Here is a 19,445-nt window from a genome sequence, read left to right on the forward strand (position 1 = left end):
GGCTGACGCCGAGGAGCTGCTCTCTGCCATTGTTGAGGAAAATCCGAAGTTCCATAAATTCTACGTACTATACAATATTAATGCAGCTTGAGCGTATGCTCATTCACTTGCGAAACTTGAGTTATTAATATCCATCGTTACAAAACATTTATTCATTAGAACTACTGACCGTGGGTTCCAATCCACGTCATGACATTCACATTATATCTATATCCGTTTTCAAAGGCCAGCATTCATAAGAATGCTTTTCTGTCGCCTTTCGGCAGTTATTGACATCTTTTCATCCATTAACCCTCCATTATTGTCATAGGTCTATGGTAAACGATAAAATTCCGATTCAAAGTTAGTACTTTTTTTGTTTGCAAGCAAGGGAAAGTGAACGATTTTTCTAATTTTAACACAGTAATCCTAAAATTTTTAACCTCTGCGTGCATATTTACATAAATATAATAGTAAAAGTTCGCATCTTTGTATCTTTATCGACGTAGTCCTGACAACCACAGTCCACCGAAGGTGAGGGCTCCGTTGAGCATGAGCAACTCGTAGCCAAACTGGTAGTTGAGGTGCTGACGGGCATACAGGTCAGCGGCAAGACAGAGCAGAGGGGAGGCCAGACAGATGACGGGCACCCACTTGTCGCGCACGGCGCGGCGGGTGAGCAGCCCGTAGGCGAAGAGGCCGAGCAGCGGGCCATAGGTATATCCCACCAGCATCAGCACGGCCTGCAGGAGACTGGTGGAGTTGAAACGGGCAAAGATCAGGATAAACACCACAAAGATCACGGCGATCACGGCATGTGTGGTCTTTCGCAACCGCTCGGCGTTGGGGCGGCGAAACAGGTCGAGGCACACGCTCGTGGTCAGAGCCGTGAGGGCCGAGTCGGCCGAGGAAAAGCAAGCGGCCACAATGCCGATGGAGAACAGCACGGTGACCAGCGGCCCCAACCGCCCGCCTGCCGTGAAGTTGAGCACCAGCTCGTCGGTGTCGGTCGGCAGGGCCATGCCCAGTTTCTGCGAGAGCAGTGCCAGCAAGACGCCAAGCGCGAGCAGCAACAGGTTGGTCGGCAGGAAGGCGAAGCCATAGGAGCACAGGTCTTTCTGCGCCTCGCGCAACGTGCGGCAGGTGAGGTTTTTCTGCATCATGTCCTGATCGAGCCCCGTCATCACCACCACGATGAACACGCCGGAGAGGAACTGTTTCCAGAAGTTCTGTGTCGACCGCCAGTCGTCGAAGACAAAGATGCGCGAGCGGGAGTCGTGCGCCACGGCGCTGACGGCCTCGGGCAGTGTCAGTCCCAGGGTATGCGTCACGCTGAGGATGATGAGCACCAGCGTGGCGAGGATGCACAGCGTCTGGAACGAGTCGGTCCAGACGAGCGTGCGGATGCCGCCGCGACGGGTGTAGAGCCAGATGAGCAGAACGAGTGTCGACACGGTGAGAACAAACGGCACATGACAGGCATCGAGGACAAAACGCTGGAGAATCATGCAGACGACATAGAACTTCACCGCCGACCCCGTCATCTTGCCGATGAGAAAGAAGAGGGTGCCACTGAGATAGCTGCGCTCGCCCAGCCGGCACTGCAGATAGGAGTAGATGCTCGTCAGCCTGAGCTTGTAATACACTGGCATGAGCACAAAGGCCACGGCAAAGTATCCCAGGATATATCCCATGCACATCTGCAGATAGGTCATCTGCACGCTGAGCACCATGCCGGGCACGGAGACAAACGTCACGCCCGAGATGCTGGCCCCGATCATGCCGAAGGCAACCATCGGCCACGGCGAACTGTGACGCGCGCTGAAGAAGTCACGGTTGTCGGCCTTGCGACTGGTCAGCCACGACAGGGCGAGCAGGCAAAGGAAATACACGAGTATGGACAGGATGATGATCATGGGTGCAAAAGACGGAAGAAAAAAAGAAGTAGCCAAAAACAGAAGACATATTTAGTGTTTATTAACCTATAAGTAACAAAAAACAAGAACCTCTGCATCCTCACGGACACAGAGGTTAGACTATCTTCAAAGCACAAGGAGAATGAAGTTACACTTTGCGAAAGGAAATGAACTCTCATCCATGTGCAATGTCGTTACCGATTGTGTTATTGGCGTTTCATTGACACAGCGAACCCTCCGCCCGGTGCTTCAGTGAATTTAAGTACGTCGCCACGCCGTACCTTGCGATGCGTGATGACATAAGCCTTGGGATTGGTCTTATAGTCAGCATTCTTTGCATCGGCATAGATCGTACAGTCGTAGACAGCATGCTTATCGAGGAAGTCGAGTTTCACGCTGCACTGATGTCCGTCAGCATCGCACTTGCCCCCGAGATACCAGTCACCGGTCTTCTTGGCCTTGCGCGCCACAGTGATGTATTTAGCGGGTTCGGCCTCGAGATATTTCGTATCGTCCCAGTCAAGAGGCACGTCTCTGATAAACTGGAAGGCATCGTCGTACTTGGCATAGTTTTCCGGCAGATCAGCAGCCATGGCCAGTGGACTGTACATGACCATGTAGAGAGCGAGCTGCCCCACGAGTGTGGTGTGGACATACATATCCTTCTTGTTAGGATTCCAAGTGCCGATCTGGGTCTCAAGGATGCCGGGGGTGTAGTCCATAGGACCACCCTGCAGGCGCGTAAAGGGAAGAATGACTGTATGGTAGGGCTCATTGCCTGAGAAAGACTCGTATTCCGTGCCGCGTGCGCTCTCGTTGCCCACCAGATTGGGCCACGTACGGCAAAGGCCGGTAGGACGCACGGCTTCATGGGCATTGACCATGATATGGTGCTTGGCTGCCTCGGTGACACAATAGAGATAGTGGTTGTTGATCGTCTGGCTATAGTGATGCTCACCACGTGGGATGATGTCGCCGACATATCCACTCTTGACGGCGTCATAGCCATACTTGTTCATCAAGTCGTATGCTGCCCCGAGATGTCTCTCGTAGTTTTGTGTAGAAGCCGACGTCTCATGATGCATCATCAGTTTGACACCCTTGGAATGGGCATAGTCATTGAGAGCCTTGATATCGAAGTCGGGGTAAGGCGTGACAAAGTCAAAGACATAGTCCTTGCTGTGTCCAAACCAGTCCTCCCATCCCTCGTTCCATCCTTCAACGAGCACTTCGTCGAGATGGTTCTTGGCAGCAAAGTCTATGTACTTTCTTACCTCAGCGTTGTTGGCGCCATGACGGCCGTTGGGCTTCACTTTTGTATAATCGGTTTCACCGAGCTTTACCGAAGGCAGGTCGTCGGTATAGTTCCAAGTGTTGTTGCCGGCGATCATTTCCCACCACACACCGCAGTATTTCACAGGGTGGATCCACGAAGTGTCCTCGATCTTGCAAGGTTCGTTGAGATTGAGCGTGAGCTTGCAGGCGAGCATGTCACGGGCATCGTCGCTGACAAGCACCGTGCGCCAAGGAGTCTGACACGGCGTCTGCATATAGCCTTTCATGCCGGTGGCATCAGGCGTAAGCCAGCTCTCAAAAACCATATTCTTGTCATCGAGGTTGAGGTGCATGGTAGGATAGTTCACGCAGGCAGCCTCGTGAATGTTGATATACAGCCCGTCGTGTGTCTTCATCTGTAGCGAGGTTTGCACACCAGTCGGAGAGAACACTGTTTGAGAGGCATTGCCGTCGACAGCAGTCTTCATACGTTGGCGAATACCGGAGAGTGGGGTGATCTGTGTCTCATATTCTTGTGTGTCGTAGTCACCAGGAATCCAGTAGGCTGTGTGGTCGCCCGTCATGGCAAACTGCGTGTGCTCTTCCTTAATGATGAAATAGTTGAGATCCGCCTGCTGTGGAAATTCATAGCGCAGTCCCATGCCGTAGTCGTAGACACGGAATCGGATGATGATGTGTCTGTTGGCTGCCTTTTGGAAAAGGTTCACAGCCATCTCGTTGTAGTGGTTGCGGATCGTCGACGTTTCTCCCCATACGGGCTTCCACGTCTCGTCGAAGGTTGATCTCTTGCAGTCTTCCTCTGTGAAGCCATCCATGAGACTGGTCTCCTCCAGTCCCTTACTGGCGTGCTTGTCCTTGGCGAGTTCCAATCCGAGATGAGAAGGACGGATCACCTCACGCTTCTTATAGGTCATCTCGTATGTGGGCACACCATCTTGCGAGAGAGAGAATTTTACCGCTACGTTGCCGTTGGGTGACGTAACCGTCTGGGCTTCAAGTCCGCATGTTGGCAACACCAGGGCGATGGCCAATGCGAATAATATTTTGCTATAGTTCATTTTTGTTTTGTTCAACAAGTCTTTTGTCTGTTTATGATTGATTCCTCTCCTCCTTGCCAGAGAGGGCCAGGAGGAGAAGCTGTTCACTCTATCACCACCATAGTCCAGTATTTCAGTGAGGGCAGGGTGAAAGTCACATAGTCACCCTGTTGCTGAAACTGCAACTCCTGGACAGCACCGCCGAAAGAGTCGGGCGAGGCCACCCATACATTCTTCACCCCTTTGGCCTTCACCGTCAAAGGAATGTCGGACAGAAGTTTTGGCTCAGGCTGTGTACCATCCATGTCGCGCCAACTCAGAGAATTGGCTTGGGAGAAGTTGAGCAGGCTGATGACCTTCTTCCCGTTTACCTCCCGGCATACTGTGGTTACGGTCTGCAATTTGGGCGGCCACGCGTTGATGGTCATCTCGCTGCTATTTGTTTCTACTGGAATGGAGAGGTCTGTCCCCCGGTCTCTCAGCAGATTCTCGTATGCCGTGAAGAAATCGTAGTAGTGCACGATGGCCTTCTCCAAATCGTTGTCCATTTTCAGGTCGTCATTGGGGAAATACTCTTTATGGAGCATGTGGTCGCCCAGCTCCAGATGACTGGCACCGATGGCAAACATCACAGCGTCTGTGAGCAGCACCCCCGGCGTGTTGAAGGTTCCAGACTCCTTATTATAGTTCATATAGGCAGCGAAAACCTGCGCCATTGCCGGAGCGGCCGGATCCGTGTTGGCTTCGCTTTGGTTGCTGCGCATGATGGAGAACAGGTCGGCAAACTGATCCTCGCTCCCCCATAATTCACTGTAAAGGAAGTCTAAGTCACCAGTGGCAGCCATCTGCTGGGCACCGTAGTTGCTCACGGCATTCATAACCAGTCTCTTCTCAGGATTGGATTTTTTCATCTTGGCAATAAACGAGGCAAATCCCTGAGGGACATTGATCTTACTGCCATAGTAGTCGTATTCCGGATCACGTTTTCCTACCTGGTCGATATGGAAGCCGTCGAAGTCAAACGTTTTATAAACGTCGCCGACCTTCTGGGAGAAATAGTCTTGCCAGGCAGTGTTGCCGGGATTGACGAGCTTGATGTCGCTTTTCCATCCTGATGGCAGGCCGAGCGCTTCGACAGTGTTGTGGTTCTCATCCTTATACATGTACCATTTGGGACTGACACCATCTTGAGCTGCATCGTCAAGCGCGCCATAGCACAGATCATAGAACATGGCCTTCATGCCGTGGGCATGAGCTTGGCTGATATACGCTTTGACGACACTGGTGTTGATCTTGCGATTGGCAATGTCGGCATAGCTGTCCTCCACTTTGCCGTCGCGGAGCACTACGGGTTCGTGGTGTTTATTCTGCCAGTCATAGAACTGCAGACCGTTGATGTGGCAACGGTTGAGCAATGCTGTTTCCTGGCTGATGGTTTCAGAGGTTTTGGTATCGTCGTAGGTGCCCACGAAGCCATAGCGCGGATAGCGTGCCCAGTCGGAAGACACATCTACAGCGATTGTGCCGTAGATCGTCTGCTTGCCACTGGCATCGGTAGTGTATACATCAGCGAGGTAGCCCGTGTAGTCTGTGGAGGGTGGCGTCCATGACCAACTGGTACCGGTGGCTGACTGCTCCTCAATGACAGTGGCACCATGGCGGTAGCGCACCTTGGCACCGTCTGGCAACGGACTGCCGGATGTGAAGGACACTGCTTCACCGGGAGCATAACGGGCCTTGTCGGTGGACAATTGCAAGTTGAGGTTGGAGATGAGCGTTGTCTGTGGCTGCGTCGGACTGATGGTCGATGGAGCTACGGGAGTATCGCTCTCGCTGCCGCAAGCTGCGCACAACAGCGGTATAGCTAAAAGCAAAGAGTACATGGTTATGTATATAGTTTTATGTTGTACTGAGATATCCATAATATGGTCTATTGTTTGACGATGGAGACAGTCTCGGAAAGTTGGTTAAGCGTGATGGTATAGGTACCCGACTGTGAGATCTTCCACTTCTGATCTATGTCACCCACTTTGATGTCGAGGTACTGGCTCTTAAATTCCTCATCGCTTTTGTCGATGAAGAGCATCTTTTCGGTCTGTCCCGTAGGCTCCTTGTCGTTGCCTGCAGCACAGAGGAACCAAGCACCATTCCAGTCGCTGCGTTTGTCACAAGTGAACTTCAACTCACCGGCGTTGAGTGTGCCGGTCCATGTGAAGATGTAAGGATTATCGGTGGCCTGCAGGGCTGTGGCATTATCAATTGACCAACCTGCCGGCGTAGCGTCGCCTACCATCCAGATGGTGGAATAAGGCGTGAACGCTTTCATCAGCATTCTCTCTTGTCCTTTACGGATGTCCACACATATTTTATATGCCTTTCCCGTCTCTTCGTCTTTCAAGAACCATTTATGGTCTGGGTCATAACCACTGACAAACTGCATGCGCGTATCGGTGTAAGGAGCATTGTCTACCGTAGCCTTGTACATATTCTCCCAGCTGCCTTTTGTTGTTCCGAACTTGAACTCACCGCCTTTGTCAAACACTCTGCCGATGCGGAAAAGGTATGGGTCGAGGGCATCTGGTGTCATCGTCTCAAAGCCCCAATCGGTCATGTTTCCCACAAAGTAGAGATGATCGAAAGCCGGACGGTTGCCTTCGGCTTGGGTGAATGCAACATCACCCGTAAGCAGATTGGCCTCCACCTTATAATAATGGTCCTCTTCTATCTGCCATTGCTCATCGGGCTCACTGTCGCTGGTGCGTAGTACGGCCTGGCCATCTGTGCCTTTGTTGTAAGAGGGAAGGAATTGACCTTTTGTGGTGATGAATTTCAGAGCGCCTGTTTTCAGATTACCTTCCCATTCAAATATACCATTGTCAACACGCTCCATGGCCGTAGCATTGTCTGCGTTCCAGCCATTGGGCGTAGCATCGCCGATGAGATAGAGCGTTGTGGTTACCGGCTGATAAGGTGTCACAGAGAAAGAGAGAGAATCGGAAAGTGTCTTCTCCCATCCCGGTGTCTGGGTCAAGACACGTGCTTCGATGTCGCATTTCTGCCCCGGAGTGCCTCCGAACTGGTCAAGAACGAGGGCATTGAGGCTTTCCTGGCTCACACTCCACGAATAGGTCTGCCCCTCTTGGCTGAGGGCGGCATAAGGCTCGGCGAAATGTGTGCCGGCCTTAGCCAGTTGCAGAGTATAGTAGATGCGGTTTCCTGTGCCACCGTTGTTACCCGTTGTCCAGTTGAGAGTAAGAGCGTTGGCAGCATGGTTGATCTCCTGTAAGACATCAGCGCTTTGCTCAGCAGTGAGTGTCAGGGGGTCCATGCCAAGGTTGTTTTCTTGGTAGTCTTGGTCGTTGCAAGCTGTGAAAGACAGTCCGCAGAACAGCAAAACCAAAAGTGAAAATAAATATGTCTTATTCATACTACTTAGCATATTATTGATTAGAAGGCAAAGTATGGCTTAATAGCCAGGGTTCTGTGTGATGAGAGGGTTGGCGTCTCGCTCTGTTTGAGGGATGGGGAATAGCAGCCGGTCCTTGCTGATATTGGTTTTGCCGATGGACTTAAGGAACTTGATGGCATAGTTGCCGTGGTCAATGCGAATCATATCGAACCACCGATGTCCCTCGAATGCAAACTCCATACGCCGCTCGTGGATGATTTTCTCACGCATCTCATCCTGAGTAAGCCCCGTTACCGCATCCAAGCCAGCGCGTTTGCGTACGATGTTAAGCGGAACCTCTGCCGCGCTGGTCTGTCCCATTTCGTTGAGTGCCTCTGCTTTCATCAACAGAATGTCGGCATAACGATAGACTACGAAATTAGCCGGTGAGGTGTTGTATTCGGGCGAGATGCTCTTGGAAACAAGGAACTTGCGGACGTTATATCCTGTCGTCGAATAAGAACTCTTGTAAGCATGCCCGTCATAATCAGGACAGCCTTGGTAGAATACCGTCAGATCCTTGCGCTTGTCGCCCGGCTCCCATTGATCCATGAATTCTTGGGTAGGCTGGTTCCAGCCCCATCCACCGGCAACGAAATCTGAGTTACGTGGCCCCATGAAGGCCGAAAGCCAGCTCGACTGAGGATTGTTGCCCCAGAAATCATAGTTGGTATCACCACTGTACTGTACTTCGAAAATGGATTCCGGACCATTGTTGACAGTAGCATCAAAGTTGTCTTCAAATTTGCACTTGCTCAGATCATAACCTAAAGCAGTGACTGAGTCACAAAGATTGACTACATGCTGGTAGTCGGCTTTGTTGTCAGGTGCAAGAGTGAGATACATGTCGGCCATCATCGTCAGTGCAGCATCTTTTGTAGCACGGCCCAAATCTTGACTGCCATACTCTTTCTTTGCAGGCAACAGGTCGATAGCTTTGAGACAATCAGAAGCAATCTGACTATACACCTCTTCTTTGGAAGCGCGGGCGATCGCTGTCGACTCACCAGGCGTGAAAGGTTTCAGGCGAAGGGGCACACCACCATAGAGACGTACCAATATATAATAATAATGTGCACGGAGGAAGTATGCCTCACCAAGTGAGCGCTTCTGGATATTATCACTGGCTTTGCCTTCCAAGTCATTGATGAGAATATTGCATTGCCCAATGCCTACCCATGGGGAGCGCCACATATACAAGGCCATGCCGTTGTCACTCTGGGTAGTGAAGTTTGCGGCTTGCACAGTCTCCAAACCGTCTGTACCGCCTCCGGCGCCTACTATGCTGTTGCCAGCAACAATGTCGAGGGTCCATAGACGCTGGTTGTACATGTTTGATGATTGCAGGGTGCGATAGCAGCCGTTTGCCATAGCCACTGCTACCGAGTCCGTAACGTCTACTTCAGGGTCAACAGTGTTCTTGGGGGTTTTGTCGAGGAAGTCGTCGCCACAGGAAACTAAGGCAAGTGAAGTCAGAGCGACGGCACAATAATGATATATTTTGTTCATAGCAGCAATCAGAAATTGAGGTTGATACCAAAGTTGAAAGTACGTGAGATGGGATAATTGCTAAGGTCTATGCCATTGACACCCACCTCCGGGTCAAAACCTGAGTAACCAGTGATGGTGGCAACATTCTCACAGGAGAAGATGAGGCGTGCTGAAGACAGAGACAGCGCACGAAGCCATGTGGCAGGCAGGTTGTAGGAAAGAGAAATGTTTTTCAAGCGCAAGTAAGAGCCACTCTCTACATAGCGGTCGGAAACGCGATTGTTGCCGTTGGGGTCTCCATAGACAGCGCGGGGCATAGAGGTGCTGGTCCCTTCACCGTGCCAGCGTCCGAGTACATCGGTAAGCTGGTTGTAGGCTGCGGACATTCCCGTGAGGTCGATGTTGTTGGCATTGAAAATCTTATTGCCGGCCACACCTTGAAGATACACGCTCAACTCCAATCCTTTCCAGGAAACTATATTGTTGATAGAGAAGAGGTGTGCCGGATTAGGATTGCCGATGACAGTGCGATCCTTTTCGTTGATGACTCCGTCGTTGTTGAGGTCACGGAAGCGTATGTCGCCGGGTTCCGCACCGGTCTGCACGGCATGCTCCTTTACCTCTTCCTGGTTCTGGAAGATTCCGTCTGTGACATAACCGTAGAACACGTTGATGGGATAGTCTTTCGCCAACATGGTGACATACGAGTTGTTGATCTGGTTGATATAATAGGGTACGCTGCTGTTGAGATCGTCGATCTTATTGCGGTTGTAGGTATAGGAGAGAGAGGTCTCCCATCCCGGATGAGCATGGCTCTCCTTGAAGTTGATCGTATGGAGAGAGACCTCGATACCCTTGTTCGTCACCTTGCCGGCATTGGTGTATGTCGTGCTGGTGTCTTCAAAGCCAGAAGTAATAGGTATGGAGGCTTTGACAAGCATATCGGAAGTTTTCTTCAAATAAGCATCGACGGTGAGCATAACACGTGAGTCGAAGAGGGCGGCATCGAAACCGATGTTGGTCTGTGCTACGGTTTCCCAATGAATGTCCGGATTGGACAATGTGGTAGAGATGAGTGCTGTTTGTTCAGTGCCGTCTGTGCCTAATGGATATACACTGGTATTGTATGTAGCTAAATAGCCATAGTTGCCCACGCTGGCCTGGCTACCCGTCTGGCCGTAACCGGCACGTATCTTAAGATCAGAAAGAATGTGGTTGGGCTTGTACCATTTTTCTTCTGTCAGGCGCCAAGCCAGAGATACAGAGGGGAAAGTACCCCAGCGGTGGCTGCGGCCAAAGCGACTTGAACCGTCCCGGCGTATGGTAGCTGTAACTAAATAGCGGTTCATGTAGTCATAGTTGACACGCGCCATATAGGAGAACAAGGACCATTCTGTAGTGTTACCTCCCATTGACTCCATTTTCTGACCGTTATCCATCTCGTGCACATTCTCAAAAGTGAAAATGTTCTTTTGTGCATTGAGATAGTTATAGTTGTTCCATTGAGCTGACGTACCGGCCATAACGTTTAAATGGTGTGCCCCTCCAAAAGTATGATCGAAGGTGAAATAGTTATCCCACAAGTATGTAAACGACTTGTTGTTGCCCTGATAGCGGGAAGCCTGATCAACGGGTGTAGGCTTCCACTTGTAAGCAGGTGTAAAGTTGTCATAGTCCCAGAATTTAGCATCGAGTCCAAAGGTTGTTTTGAACTTCAGCCACGAGGTCAGTGTGGCTTCACCAGAGATGTTGCCCAACAGATTATATCCTTTCGTCTTTTGTGAGTCAGTCTCTGTGGGACCTACAGGGTTGCGTGTAGAACCATACCACAGCGAGTTGCCTTCCGGGCCAGACCAATTGCCGTCGTCGTCTTTGACTGGCAATACGGGAAGGGCACGATAAGTGGATCCGAGATCGTAGCTTCCTTGCTCTTTCAGATCTGCACTCATCGAGAGATTAGTGCTTACCTTTAACCAATCGAGTACCTGGGCGTCTAAATTGTCTTGGAAAGTATAGCGCCGGTAGCTAACGCTGCGTACTGTTCCGGTCTGCTTTTGAAATCCTCCGGAAACATAGTAGTTGATCTTGTCAGAACCTCCTGTGTAGCTAAGCGTATAATTTTGGAGATATCCTGTACGGAACATCTCATCAACCCAGTTGGTTCCCTGGCCGAGTGTTGTAGGGTCTGTCCATAGAGGGTTAGCCGCATTGCCGGAGTTGATCATCATATCATTGCTGAGAGCTGCATATTCTGAAGCGTTGAGCAGATGAGGCTTTCTTGTGGCGTTTTGGGCAGAGAGATTCATGTTTAGGATCAGGTGTCCACGACCGTCCTTACCCTTCATCGTAGTAATAAGAATGACGCCGTTGGCACCGCGTGAACCGTAGATGGCTGTAGCGGAAGCATCCTTGAGAACGTCGATGCGTTCGATGTCTGCCATGTTAAGGTTGTTAAGACCTAAATCAGTGGGGACGCCATCAATGACAACGAGCGGGTCGCAGTTGTTAATAGAACCCAAACCACGGATTTTAATGGACACGTTATCGCCTGGCTTACCGGCATCAATGACTTGCAGACCTGACACTTTACCCTGAAGAGCCTGCCCAAGATTGGCCACGGGCTGGTCTTTTAGGTCTTTGTTGGCCAACGAACCGACAGCGCCGGTAAGGTCGCGCTTGCGCATAGTACCATAACCCACAACTACAACTTCGCTGAGTTGCTGGTTGTCTTCCGCAAGTACGATATCCACATTGTTCTTGCCATTCAAAGGTACAACCTTTTCTTTGTACCCCATATAAGTAAATGACAGTGTACTGTTGGCAGGTACCGAAAGGGTAAACGCGCCATTGAGATCCGTTACAGTGGCATTTTTCGTACCCTTTTGAACTACGCTGGCTCCAATGATGGTCTCACCGTTGGTGTCCTTGACGACTCCATGCACTTGTATGTTCTGGGCTGAGATGTCAAGAGACAACATAGCGGAGAACAAGCCAAGCACTACTCTTCTGTGAATTCTCATTTTGTGCATAATAAGAAATAGGTTTTTATGAATAATGAACTTTGGTTGTAACAGTTGCAAAGTTAGTTTTTATAAGGGTACAATGTGTTGAAGAGTAGGGAAAAAGTAGATTAATTCTAAAAGTTAATAGCTATAACATGCTATAAATTAGGAGAATAGTTTTATAAGTCTGAATGGATAAGGTAGAATATTAAATATATAGGATCACACTAATATACCAACGTTGAACCATTATCCATTACTGGATAATCGTTCCAATCTTCATAATATCTTCTTCGAAAGCTTCCTTATTGACAGCCCAGTTTTTCACGCGTGAGCGGTAGTTGTAGATGGTTTGTGGGGAATAAAAGAGTACGGAAGCGATCTCACTGCTTTCTTTTACGCCGAGTCGGATAAGCGCATAAATACGCTGCTCGGATGTCATTGAATGGTTGTCGGAATTGGCGATGCGGTGTTCAGGCTCCAGTAAAGCGTTGAGTTCGGTAGTAAAAGTTGGGTAAAGATCAAGAAAAGCTTTGTCGAACCGGTTGCGGAACACTTCTGCCTCTTCATCTGACAGTCTCGACGAAGAGATTTTGCTCAGCAGTTCGCTGACTTGGTTGGCCTTGATCTTACGCTGTACAAAAGTTTGATAATGGGCGAGTCGGTCAATAAACTTAGCGCAAAGGTCTATATATAATTTTGCCAGTCGCTCACGTTTGCGGTTGGTATCCACAAGCATCGTGTTTGCTTTGGCAAGTCTGGAGTTGAGTTCAGTAAGTTTGAAATTGAGTTCAGTAAGTTTAGAGTTGCTTTGCGAAAGCTGATGACGACGGTTGGTGAGCAACTTGTTCTGCCGGAAGATGTAAAGGATAGCCATCAGCGAGCCAAAGACCAAAAGCGAGATGACGATAATAGCCCACTTCAATGTATTATTACGGTTCATCATCTGCTGTTCATAGGACGCCACAATGGTCGGCATCTTCTGTGAGATTTCCAAGATACGCAGTCGTGCGTTGAAGAATTTGGCATCCTCCATGGCAATGTTGATATATCTGTCTGCCCTTTCTATGTTGTTATTGTCCTCTCGGAAGAGATATGTAGCCAAATCCTGAAGTGCCAAGTTCTCACGCGTACAGCAGATAGCATCGCTGATGGCAGCCTCTATAAGGTATTGCTCATATCTTTCCTGGTCACCATGGGCACTGTAGTTATTGGCGATAGCAAAAGACGCCATTGCATAGTACCGGGAGTTTTTAGAGAGTCTCCGGATGGTACGAAAATAGTAATAGAGGGCTTTTTTGTCGTTGCGCTCTACGTAGATATAGTATTCACCATGATAAAAATCCCAAAAGGGCATCGACGGTTCCAGAAAAGGCATTGCTTGCTTGAGAAAATCTCTGGCCCGTGCAGCATAGATAGGCGAGAACCGGTCATCGCTGCAATAATTGGCCCAGTTGGAGTAAAGGATGAAGTAGGTAAGATAATATTGTAGTTTGAGATCTTTTCTCGAACCTTCTATGTTGATATTGTCAAGCACATCGATAGCTTCACTATAGAGGCCACCTATGGCATAGAGTTGTGCCTGCCGCAGGAGATTGAGTTTGATGTAATAGTCTTTATGGAGCTTTCGTGAGAGCGTGAGGGCAATATCTACATAATATCGTGCAGAGTCGAATTTGAATACGTAATATTCATCGAAGAGCTGGTCATAGAGCCGGAGTTGTTGTTCGCTGTCAGGCTGAGCTTTAAGTTGAGCTTTGAGATAGTCAATGTGCTGGAGCTTACGTTGAGTATAGCTATCGCGTTGGTCCAGGGTCTCGTCAAGTCGCTGCAGGTCGCGTTGGTTGGCAGCGTGCATAGACATCGAAGCGAGTGCTGACAGTAGAAAAGCCATCAGCACTCGCATCAGAGTATAACGGAATGCGCACATCTCCTCAACTGTTAAGTCTAAAAGGAGGCATGAATGCAACTGTATTGTACATGTTGCCATGGAAAGCAGGCCATGACCCCATGGCCGTCTTTCCCCTTGAAGTCTTTCCCTTGGTTGGTGCAGGCAATTTCGGGAAGGCGGCATTCTGCTTAAACAACATCAGTGCACGCGTGATGACGGGGTCATCCTGGTTGAGATACTCGTAGAGAGCCTGCTCGTCGAGCATGTTGTAGATGATGCGACCGTTGATGAACTGCTCCAGGAGCGAGTGGCTCTTCTTGATGAGCAGGTTGCGGCGCTGCAAGCCATGCTTGTCGGCATAGTCGGCAAACTGGTCGACGGTGTTCTGCTCATTGAGATATTTCGAGAGGTCGAGCATCTGCTTGAACATCTTCATCTTTTGCCGGTTGTTGTCGGTGTAGGTGAAGGCGAACTGCAGGATGAGTCCGCTCATGATGGCCTGCTTGTAATAAGAGGTGACATAGGTGGTGTCTTCCGGCACGAAGATGTCCGGCGTGATGCCGCCACCGCCGTAGACCACACGTCCGATGCCGGTATGATAAGCCGGACCGGTGTGCTTGATGCTGTCCTGCGAGAAGAACTCGCCGTGCTGGTAGCGGTCGATGATGTCCTGGGCGTAGGCTTCCTCGTCGCCGTCGACATAAGGCTTCTGGATGCAGCGGCCCGACGGCGTGTAGTAGCGGGCGATGGTCAGTCGGATCATCGAACCGTCGGGGAACGGGATCTGCTGCTGCACGAGGCCCTTGCCGAAGGAGCGACGGCCGATGATCGTGGCGCGGTCGTTGTCCTGCATGGCGCCGGCGAGGATCTCGGCGGCCGAGGCTGTGCCCTCGTTGATGAGCACCACGAGCGGAATGTTCTGGTATGCGCCGTGACCGTCGGAGGTGTAGTCCTGTCGCGGCGACTTGCGTCCCTCGGTGTAGACGATGAGCTTCTTGGCGGGCAGGAACTCGTTAGCCACCTGTACGGCACTCTGAAGATAACCGCCGGGATTGTCGCGCAGGTCGATGACCAGGTTCTGGAAGCCCTGCTGTTGCAGGTTGGCCAGGGCGATGAGCAACTCAGGATAGGTCTTCTCGCCGAAGTTCTTGATCTTGATATAGCCCGTGGTGTCGTCGAGCATATAGGCTGCCGTGATCGTCTTCGTCGGAATCTCGGCGCGCGTGACGTCGAAGGAGAGCACCTTAGGATGACCGAAACGCAGCACGCCGACACGCACCTTGGAGCCCTGCGGACCCTTGAGGCGGTGCATGGCCTCCTCTTGCGTGACCTGCTTACCGACGAATTTCTTGCCGTCGACCATCACGATTTTGTCGCCGGCAATGATGCCGGCCTTCTCAGCGGGACCGTTTTTGATGACGTTCTCGACGTGGATGGTGTCCTGACGAATGGTGAACTCGATGCCTACGCCGGAGAACGAGCCTTTGAGATCGTCCTCGGACTGCTGCACGTCCTTGGCGCTGATATACACCGAGTGGGGGTCGAGCTCGCCGAGGATGAGCGGCATGGCCTTCTCCACGAGTGAGTCGATGTTCACGTCATCGACATATTGGTCATCGATGATCCGCAACAGATTGCTGAGCTTGTTGCTGCCATTGTTGACCACCGTCAGCCGGCTGCCCGAGAAATGGTTGGCGTAGAAGGTGCCAATGAGAATACCGAGGATCATGCTTGCGGCCATGAGCAGCGGCATGAACCGGTTCTTCTTGTCGTATTTCATGTTCATAACTCTTCTTCGTGTTGTTTTTCCAGTTCATTCATATCCAGGAAGTCTACCTCAATGCCGGCGCGCTGCAAGAGCCGTATGCCGTCGTCGAGGCGGTATTTCTCGCCGTAGACCACGCGGCGGATGCCCGCCTGGATGATCAGCTTGGCGCATTCGATGCAGGGCGAGGCCGTGACATAGAGCGTGGAGCCGTCGCTGTTGTTGCCCGAGCGTGCGAGTTTGGTGATCGCGTTGGCCTCGGCGTGGAGCACGTAGGGCTTGGTGACGTTGTCGTCGTCCTCGCAGATATTCTCGAAACCGCTCGGCGTGCCGTTGTATCCGTCGCTGATGATCATCTTGTCCTTGACGACGAGGGCTCCCACCTTGCGGCGACGGCAGTAGGAGTTCTCGGCCCAGATACGCGCCATGCGCAGGTAGCGGCCGTCGAGCAGATGTTGCTTTTGGGCTTTGCGGGCTTTTTCTTCCTCTTCTTTCATAACGATGCTTTCGTAAGTATATATATTATATAATAATGTGTAGGTCACGCTTTGCGGATGCCGTCGCGCACGAGGAGGGCGTCGATCGTCGGCTCCTGACCGCGGAAGCGCTTGTAGAGCGTCATCGGATTCTCCGTGCCACCCTTCGAGAGGATGCAGTCGCGGAAGCGCTGTGCGGTAGCCTGGTCGAAGATGCCATTGTGCTTGAACACGCTGAAGGCGTCGGCGTCGAGCACCTCGGCCCATTTATAGCTGTAGTATCCGGCGGCGTATCCTCCGGCCATGATATGGGAGAACTGTGTCGTCATGCACGTGTCGGGGAGCTGCGGCAAGAGGATGGCGTCTTTCCACGCCTCCTTCTCAAAGGACTGGATGTCGGCCGTGAACGTCTCGCGCTGGGTGTAGTAAGCCATGTCGAGCAGTCCGAAGCTCACCTGGCGCAGACAGCCGTAGGCCACATTGAAGTTGCGCGAGCGCACGATGCGGTCGACGAGTTCGTCGGGCAGCGGCTCGCCCGTCTTGTAGTGGAAGGCAAAGGTGCGCAGGAACTCTTTTTCCACCGCATAGTTCTCCATGAACTGCGACGGCATCTCCACGAAGTCCCACCACACATTCGTGCCGGAGAGACTCTGGAAACGGGTGTTGGCAAACATGCCGTGAAGCGAGTGGCCGAACTCATGGAGGAAGGTCTCCACCTCGCCGAGGGTGAGCAATGCCGGCTTCTCGGGCGTGGGCTTGGTGAAATTCGTCACCACGCTCACGTGCGGACGTATGTTCTCGCCCTTATGGTTGATGGACTGCTCCTGGAATTCCGTCATCCAGGCACCGTCGTGCTTACCCTTGCGTGGGTAGAAGTCGGCATAGAAGACGGCGAGATAGCTGCCGTCCTTGTCAAAGACCTCATAGGCCTTGACGTCGGGATGATAGACGGGGATGTCCTTGTTCTCCTTGAAAGTGATGCCATAGAGGCGATGTGCCAGACCGAAGACGCCGTCGATGACCTTGTCGAGCTGGAAGTAAGGACGCAGCATCTCCGCGTCGATATTGTAGTTCTCAACCTTCAGCTTATGGGCATAGTAGGAGAAGTCCCACGGCTCCAGCTGGAAACCGTCGCCCTCGAGCTTGCGTGCTTCCTCTCGGATGGCCTCCACCTCCTTCTCGGCGGTCGGCTTGTAGGCGTCGATGAGGTCGTTGAGCAGCTTATAGACGCGCTTCACACTGCCTGCCATGCGGTTTTTCATCACATAGTCGGCAAAGGTGTCGTAGCCCAGGAGCTGTGCTATCTCGCGCCGGTTGTTGACGATGGCGCGGCAGATGTCGCGGTTGTCGTCCTCACCGTCGCGTGCGCAGAGGGTGTTGCGTGCCATATACATCTGCCGTCTCAGCTCGCGGTTGTCGGCATGCGACATAAAGGGTGCGTAGCTGGGATAGTCGAGTGTGAACAGCCAGCCTTCCTTGTCCTGCTCCCTGGCGGCGTTGGCGGCAGCCTCCACGGCGGTGTCGGGGAGCCCGGCCAGGTCGTTCTTGTCGGTGATGAGCAGAGTGTAGGCTTTGGTATCCTTCAACAGGTTCTGGGAGAACTGCAGGGCGAGCAGCGATCCTTTTTCCGAGAGCTCGCGCAGGCGCTGCTTGCCGGCCTCGTCGAGAAGGGCGCCGCTGCGCACAAAGCCGTCGTAGGTCTTGTCGAGCAGCATCTGCTCTTCGGGCGTGAGCTCACGGTGATGCTCGTACACGGCCTTGACGCGGGCGAAGGCCTTGGGGTTGAGCAGGAAGTCGTTCTCGTGCTTGGTAAGTATCGGGGCGAGCTTCTGTGCCAGCGCCTCCATGCGGTCGTCGGTCTCAGCGCTCATCAGGCAGGAGAACACTGTAGACACGCGGTCGAGGAGATCGTAGTAGTGCGGGCCCTTGCTGTCGTTGTGGTAAGCGATCGTATTGTCGAAGGTCGGCTCCTCAGGATTGTTGAGCATGCGCTCAATGTCCTCGTCGTCGCGCCGGATGCCTTCCATGAAGGCGGGCTCGAAGTCCTCAAAGCGTATTTTGTCGAAGGGTATGGTGTCATGGGGCGTATGGTAGGGCTCCATGAAAGGGTTCTTTCTTTCTGTTGTCTCGTTCATCACTTTCTCTGTAAATCTTCTCTTAACCGATGAGTCTTTCCTCACCTAATTTATTATTATGCAAAGATACGAAAAGTATTGCATGACAATATATAATATGGTGTGGAATTATAATTATTTATAACAGCGAGAGCCCTTTGTAACTTTTCAGCGATTCATATCTTGCTACTCGCTATTTTCTTTTTATCAAGAATTTGAGAATTATAGATGCGCATCATAGTGAACTGATAAGAATGTGGAGAATATAAGCAGCTTCGCTGCCTTCTTTCTCATAATTCTTTTTAATCCTGTCGATAGAATAATTCTCTCATTCTCAAATTCTTGATATAATAGTCACAGAAATCATTCGCTGAATAGTTACACTATCGCATAGTTTATCGCTACTAAAGGCTTTGCATCTGTGTGAATCTGTGAAATCTGTGAGAATGAATAATCGTGGGAGAGGGTCACACAGAGTTCACAGATCTCCACAGATCCCTGCGCTCGCCACAGCGCTCGATAAGCCGGTTAAACATCTGTGTGAATCTGTGAAATCTGTGAGAATGAATACTTGCGAGAGAGGGTCACACAGATTTCACAGATCTCCACAGATCCCTGCGCTCGCCACAGCGCTCGATAAGCCAGTTAAACATCTGTGTGAATCTGTGAAATCTGTGAGAATGAATAATCGTGGGAGAGGGTCACACAGATTTCACAGATCTCCACAGATCCCTGCGCTCGCCACAGCGCTCGATAAGCCAATTAAACATCTGTGTGAATCTGTGAAATCTGTGAGAATGAATACTTGCGAGAGAGGGTCACACAGATTTCACAGATCTCACAGATTCTTGCTATCGCGTAACTTTTCAGCGATTAACTCCTTACTACTCGCTTTTTTCTTTTTATCAAGAATTTGAGAATTATAGAATTTCCTGCACATCATAGTGAATTGATAAGAATGTGGAAAATATAGGCAGCTTCGCTGCCTTCTTTCTCATAATTCTTTTTAATCCTGTCGATAGAATAATTC

General features: G+C 51.0%; 10 protein-coding genes. All 10 read right to left on the reverse strand.

What is annotated here, in order from left to right:
- Positions 1-476: 476 nt before the first annotated feature.
- On the reverse strand, positions 477-1,895 hold the full coding sequence (locus NG346_RS13245) for a sodium:solute symporter (RefSeq protein WP_262288854.1): 1,419 nt from the start codon (positions 1,893-1,895) through the stop codon (positions 477-479).
- Positions 1,896-2,101: 206 nt separating this feature from the next.
- Positions 2,102-4,249, reverse strand: coding sequence for a glycoside hydrolase family 97 protein (locus NG346_RS13250; protein WP_262288855.1), 2,148 nt, complete (start codon positions 4,247-4,249; stop codon positions 2,102-2,104).
- Between the two features lie 83 nt (positions 4,250-4,332).
- Positions 4,333-6,111 carry an endo-dextranase gene (locus tag NG346_RS13255; RefSeq protein ID WP_262288856.1) on the reverse strand — a complete coding sequence of 593 codons (1,779 nt, stop codon included), beginning with the start codon at positions 6,109-6,111 and terminating at the stop codon, positions 4,333-4,335.
- Between the two features lie 47 nt (positions 6,112-6,158).
- Positions 6,159-7,655 carry a SusF/SusE family outer membrane protein gene (locus tag NG346_RS13260; RefSeq protein WP_262288857.1) on the reverse strand — a complete coding sequence of 499 codons (1,497 nt, stop codon included), beginning with the start codon at positions 7,653-7,655 and terminating at the stop codon, positions 6,159-6,161.
- Between the two features lie 39 nt (positions 7,656-7,694).
- The gene (locus NG346_RS13265; RefSeq protein WP_262288858.1) at positions 7,695-9,185 is read right to left on the reverse strand and encodes a RagB/SusD family nutrient uptake outer membrane protein; all 1,491 of its coding nucleotides are present in this window, start codon (positions 9,183-9,185) and stop codon (positions 7,695-7,697) included.
- A gap of 8 nt (positions 9,186-9,193) precedes the next feature.
- Entirely contained in the window at positions 9,194-12,196 is a 3,003-nt protein-coding gene (locus tag NG346_RS13270; protein WP_262288859.1) for a SusC/RagA family TonB-linked outer membrane protein, read from the reverse strand.
- A 229-nt stretch (positions 12,197-12,425) separates the two neighbouring features.
- Positions 12,426-14,099 carry a DUF6377 domain-containing protein gene (locus tag NG346_RS13275; RefSeq protein WP_262279164.1) on the reverse strand — a complete coding sequence of 558 codons (1,674 nt, stop codon included), beginning with the start codon at positions 14,097-14,099 and terminating at the stop codon, positions 12,426-12,428.
- Positions 14,100-14,103: 4 nt separating this feature from the next.
- On the reverse strand, positions 14,104-15,840 hold the full coding sequence (locus NG346_RS13280; protein ID WP_262279297.1) for a S41 family peptidase: 1,737 nt from the start codon (positions 15,838-15,840) through the stop codon (positions 14,104-14,106).
- A 2-nt stretch (positions 15,841-15,842) separates the two neighbouring features.
- Positions 15,843-16,322 carry a deoxycytidylate deaminase gene (locus NG346_RS13285; protein WP_262279163.1) on the reverse strand — a complete coding sequence of 160 codons (480 nt, stop codon included), beginning with the start codon at positions 16,320-16,322 and terminating at the stop codon, positions 15,843-15,845.
- Positions 16,323-16,366: 44 nt separating this feature from the next.
- Positions 16,367-18,436 carry a M3 family metallopeptidase gene (locus NG346_RS13290; protein WP_262279162.1) on the reverse strand — a complete coding sequence of 690 codons (2,070 nt, stop codon included), beginning with the start codon at positions 18,434-18,436 and terminating at the stop codon, positions 16,367-16,369.
- Positions 18,437-19,445: the final 1,009 nt, after the last annotated feature.

Source organism: Hallella absiana, assembly GCF_025457485.1.
In the GTDB taxonomy this organism is placed as follows: domain Bacteria; phylum Bacteroidota; class Bacteroidia; order Bacteroidales; family Bacteroidaceae; genus Prevotella; species Prevotella absiana.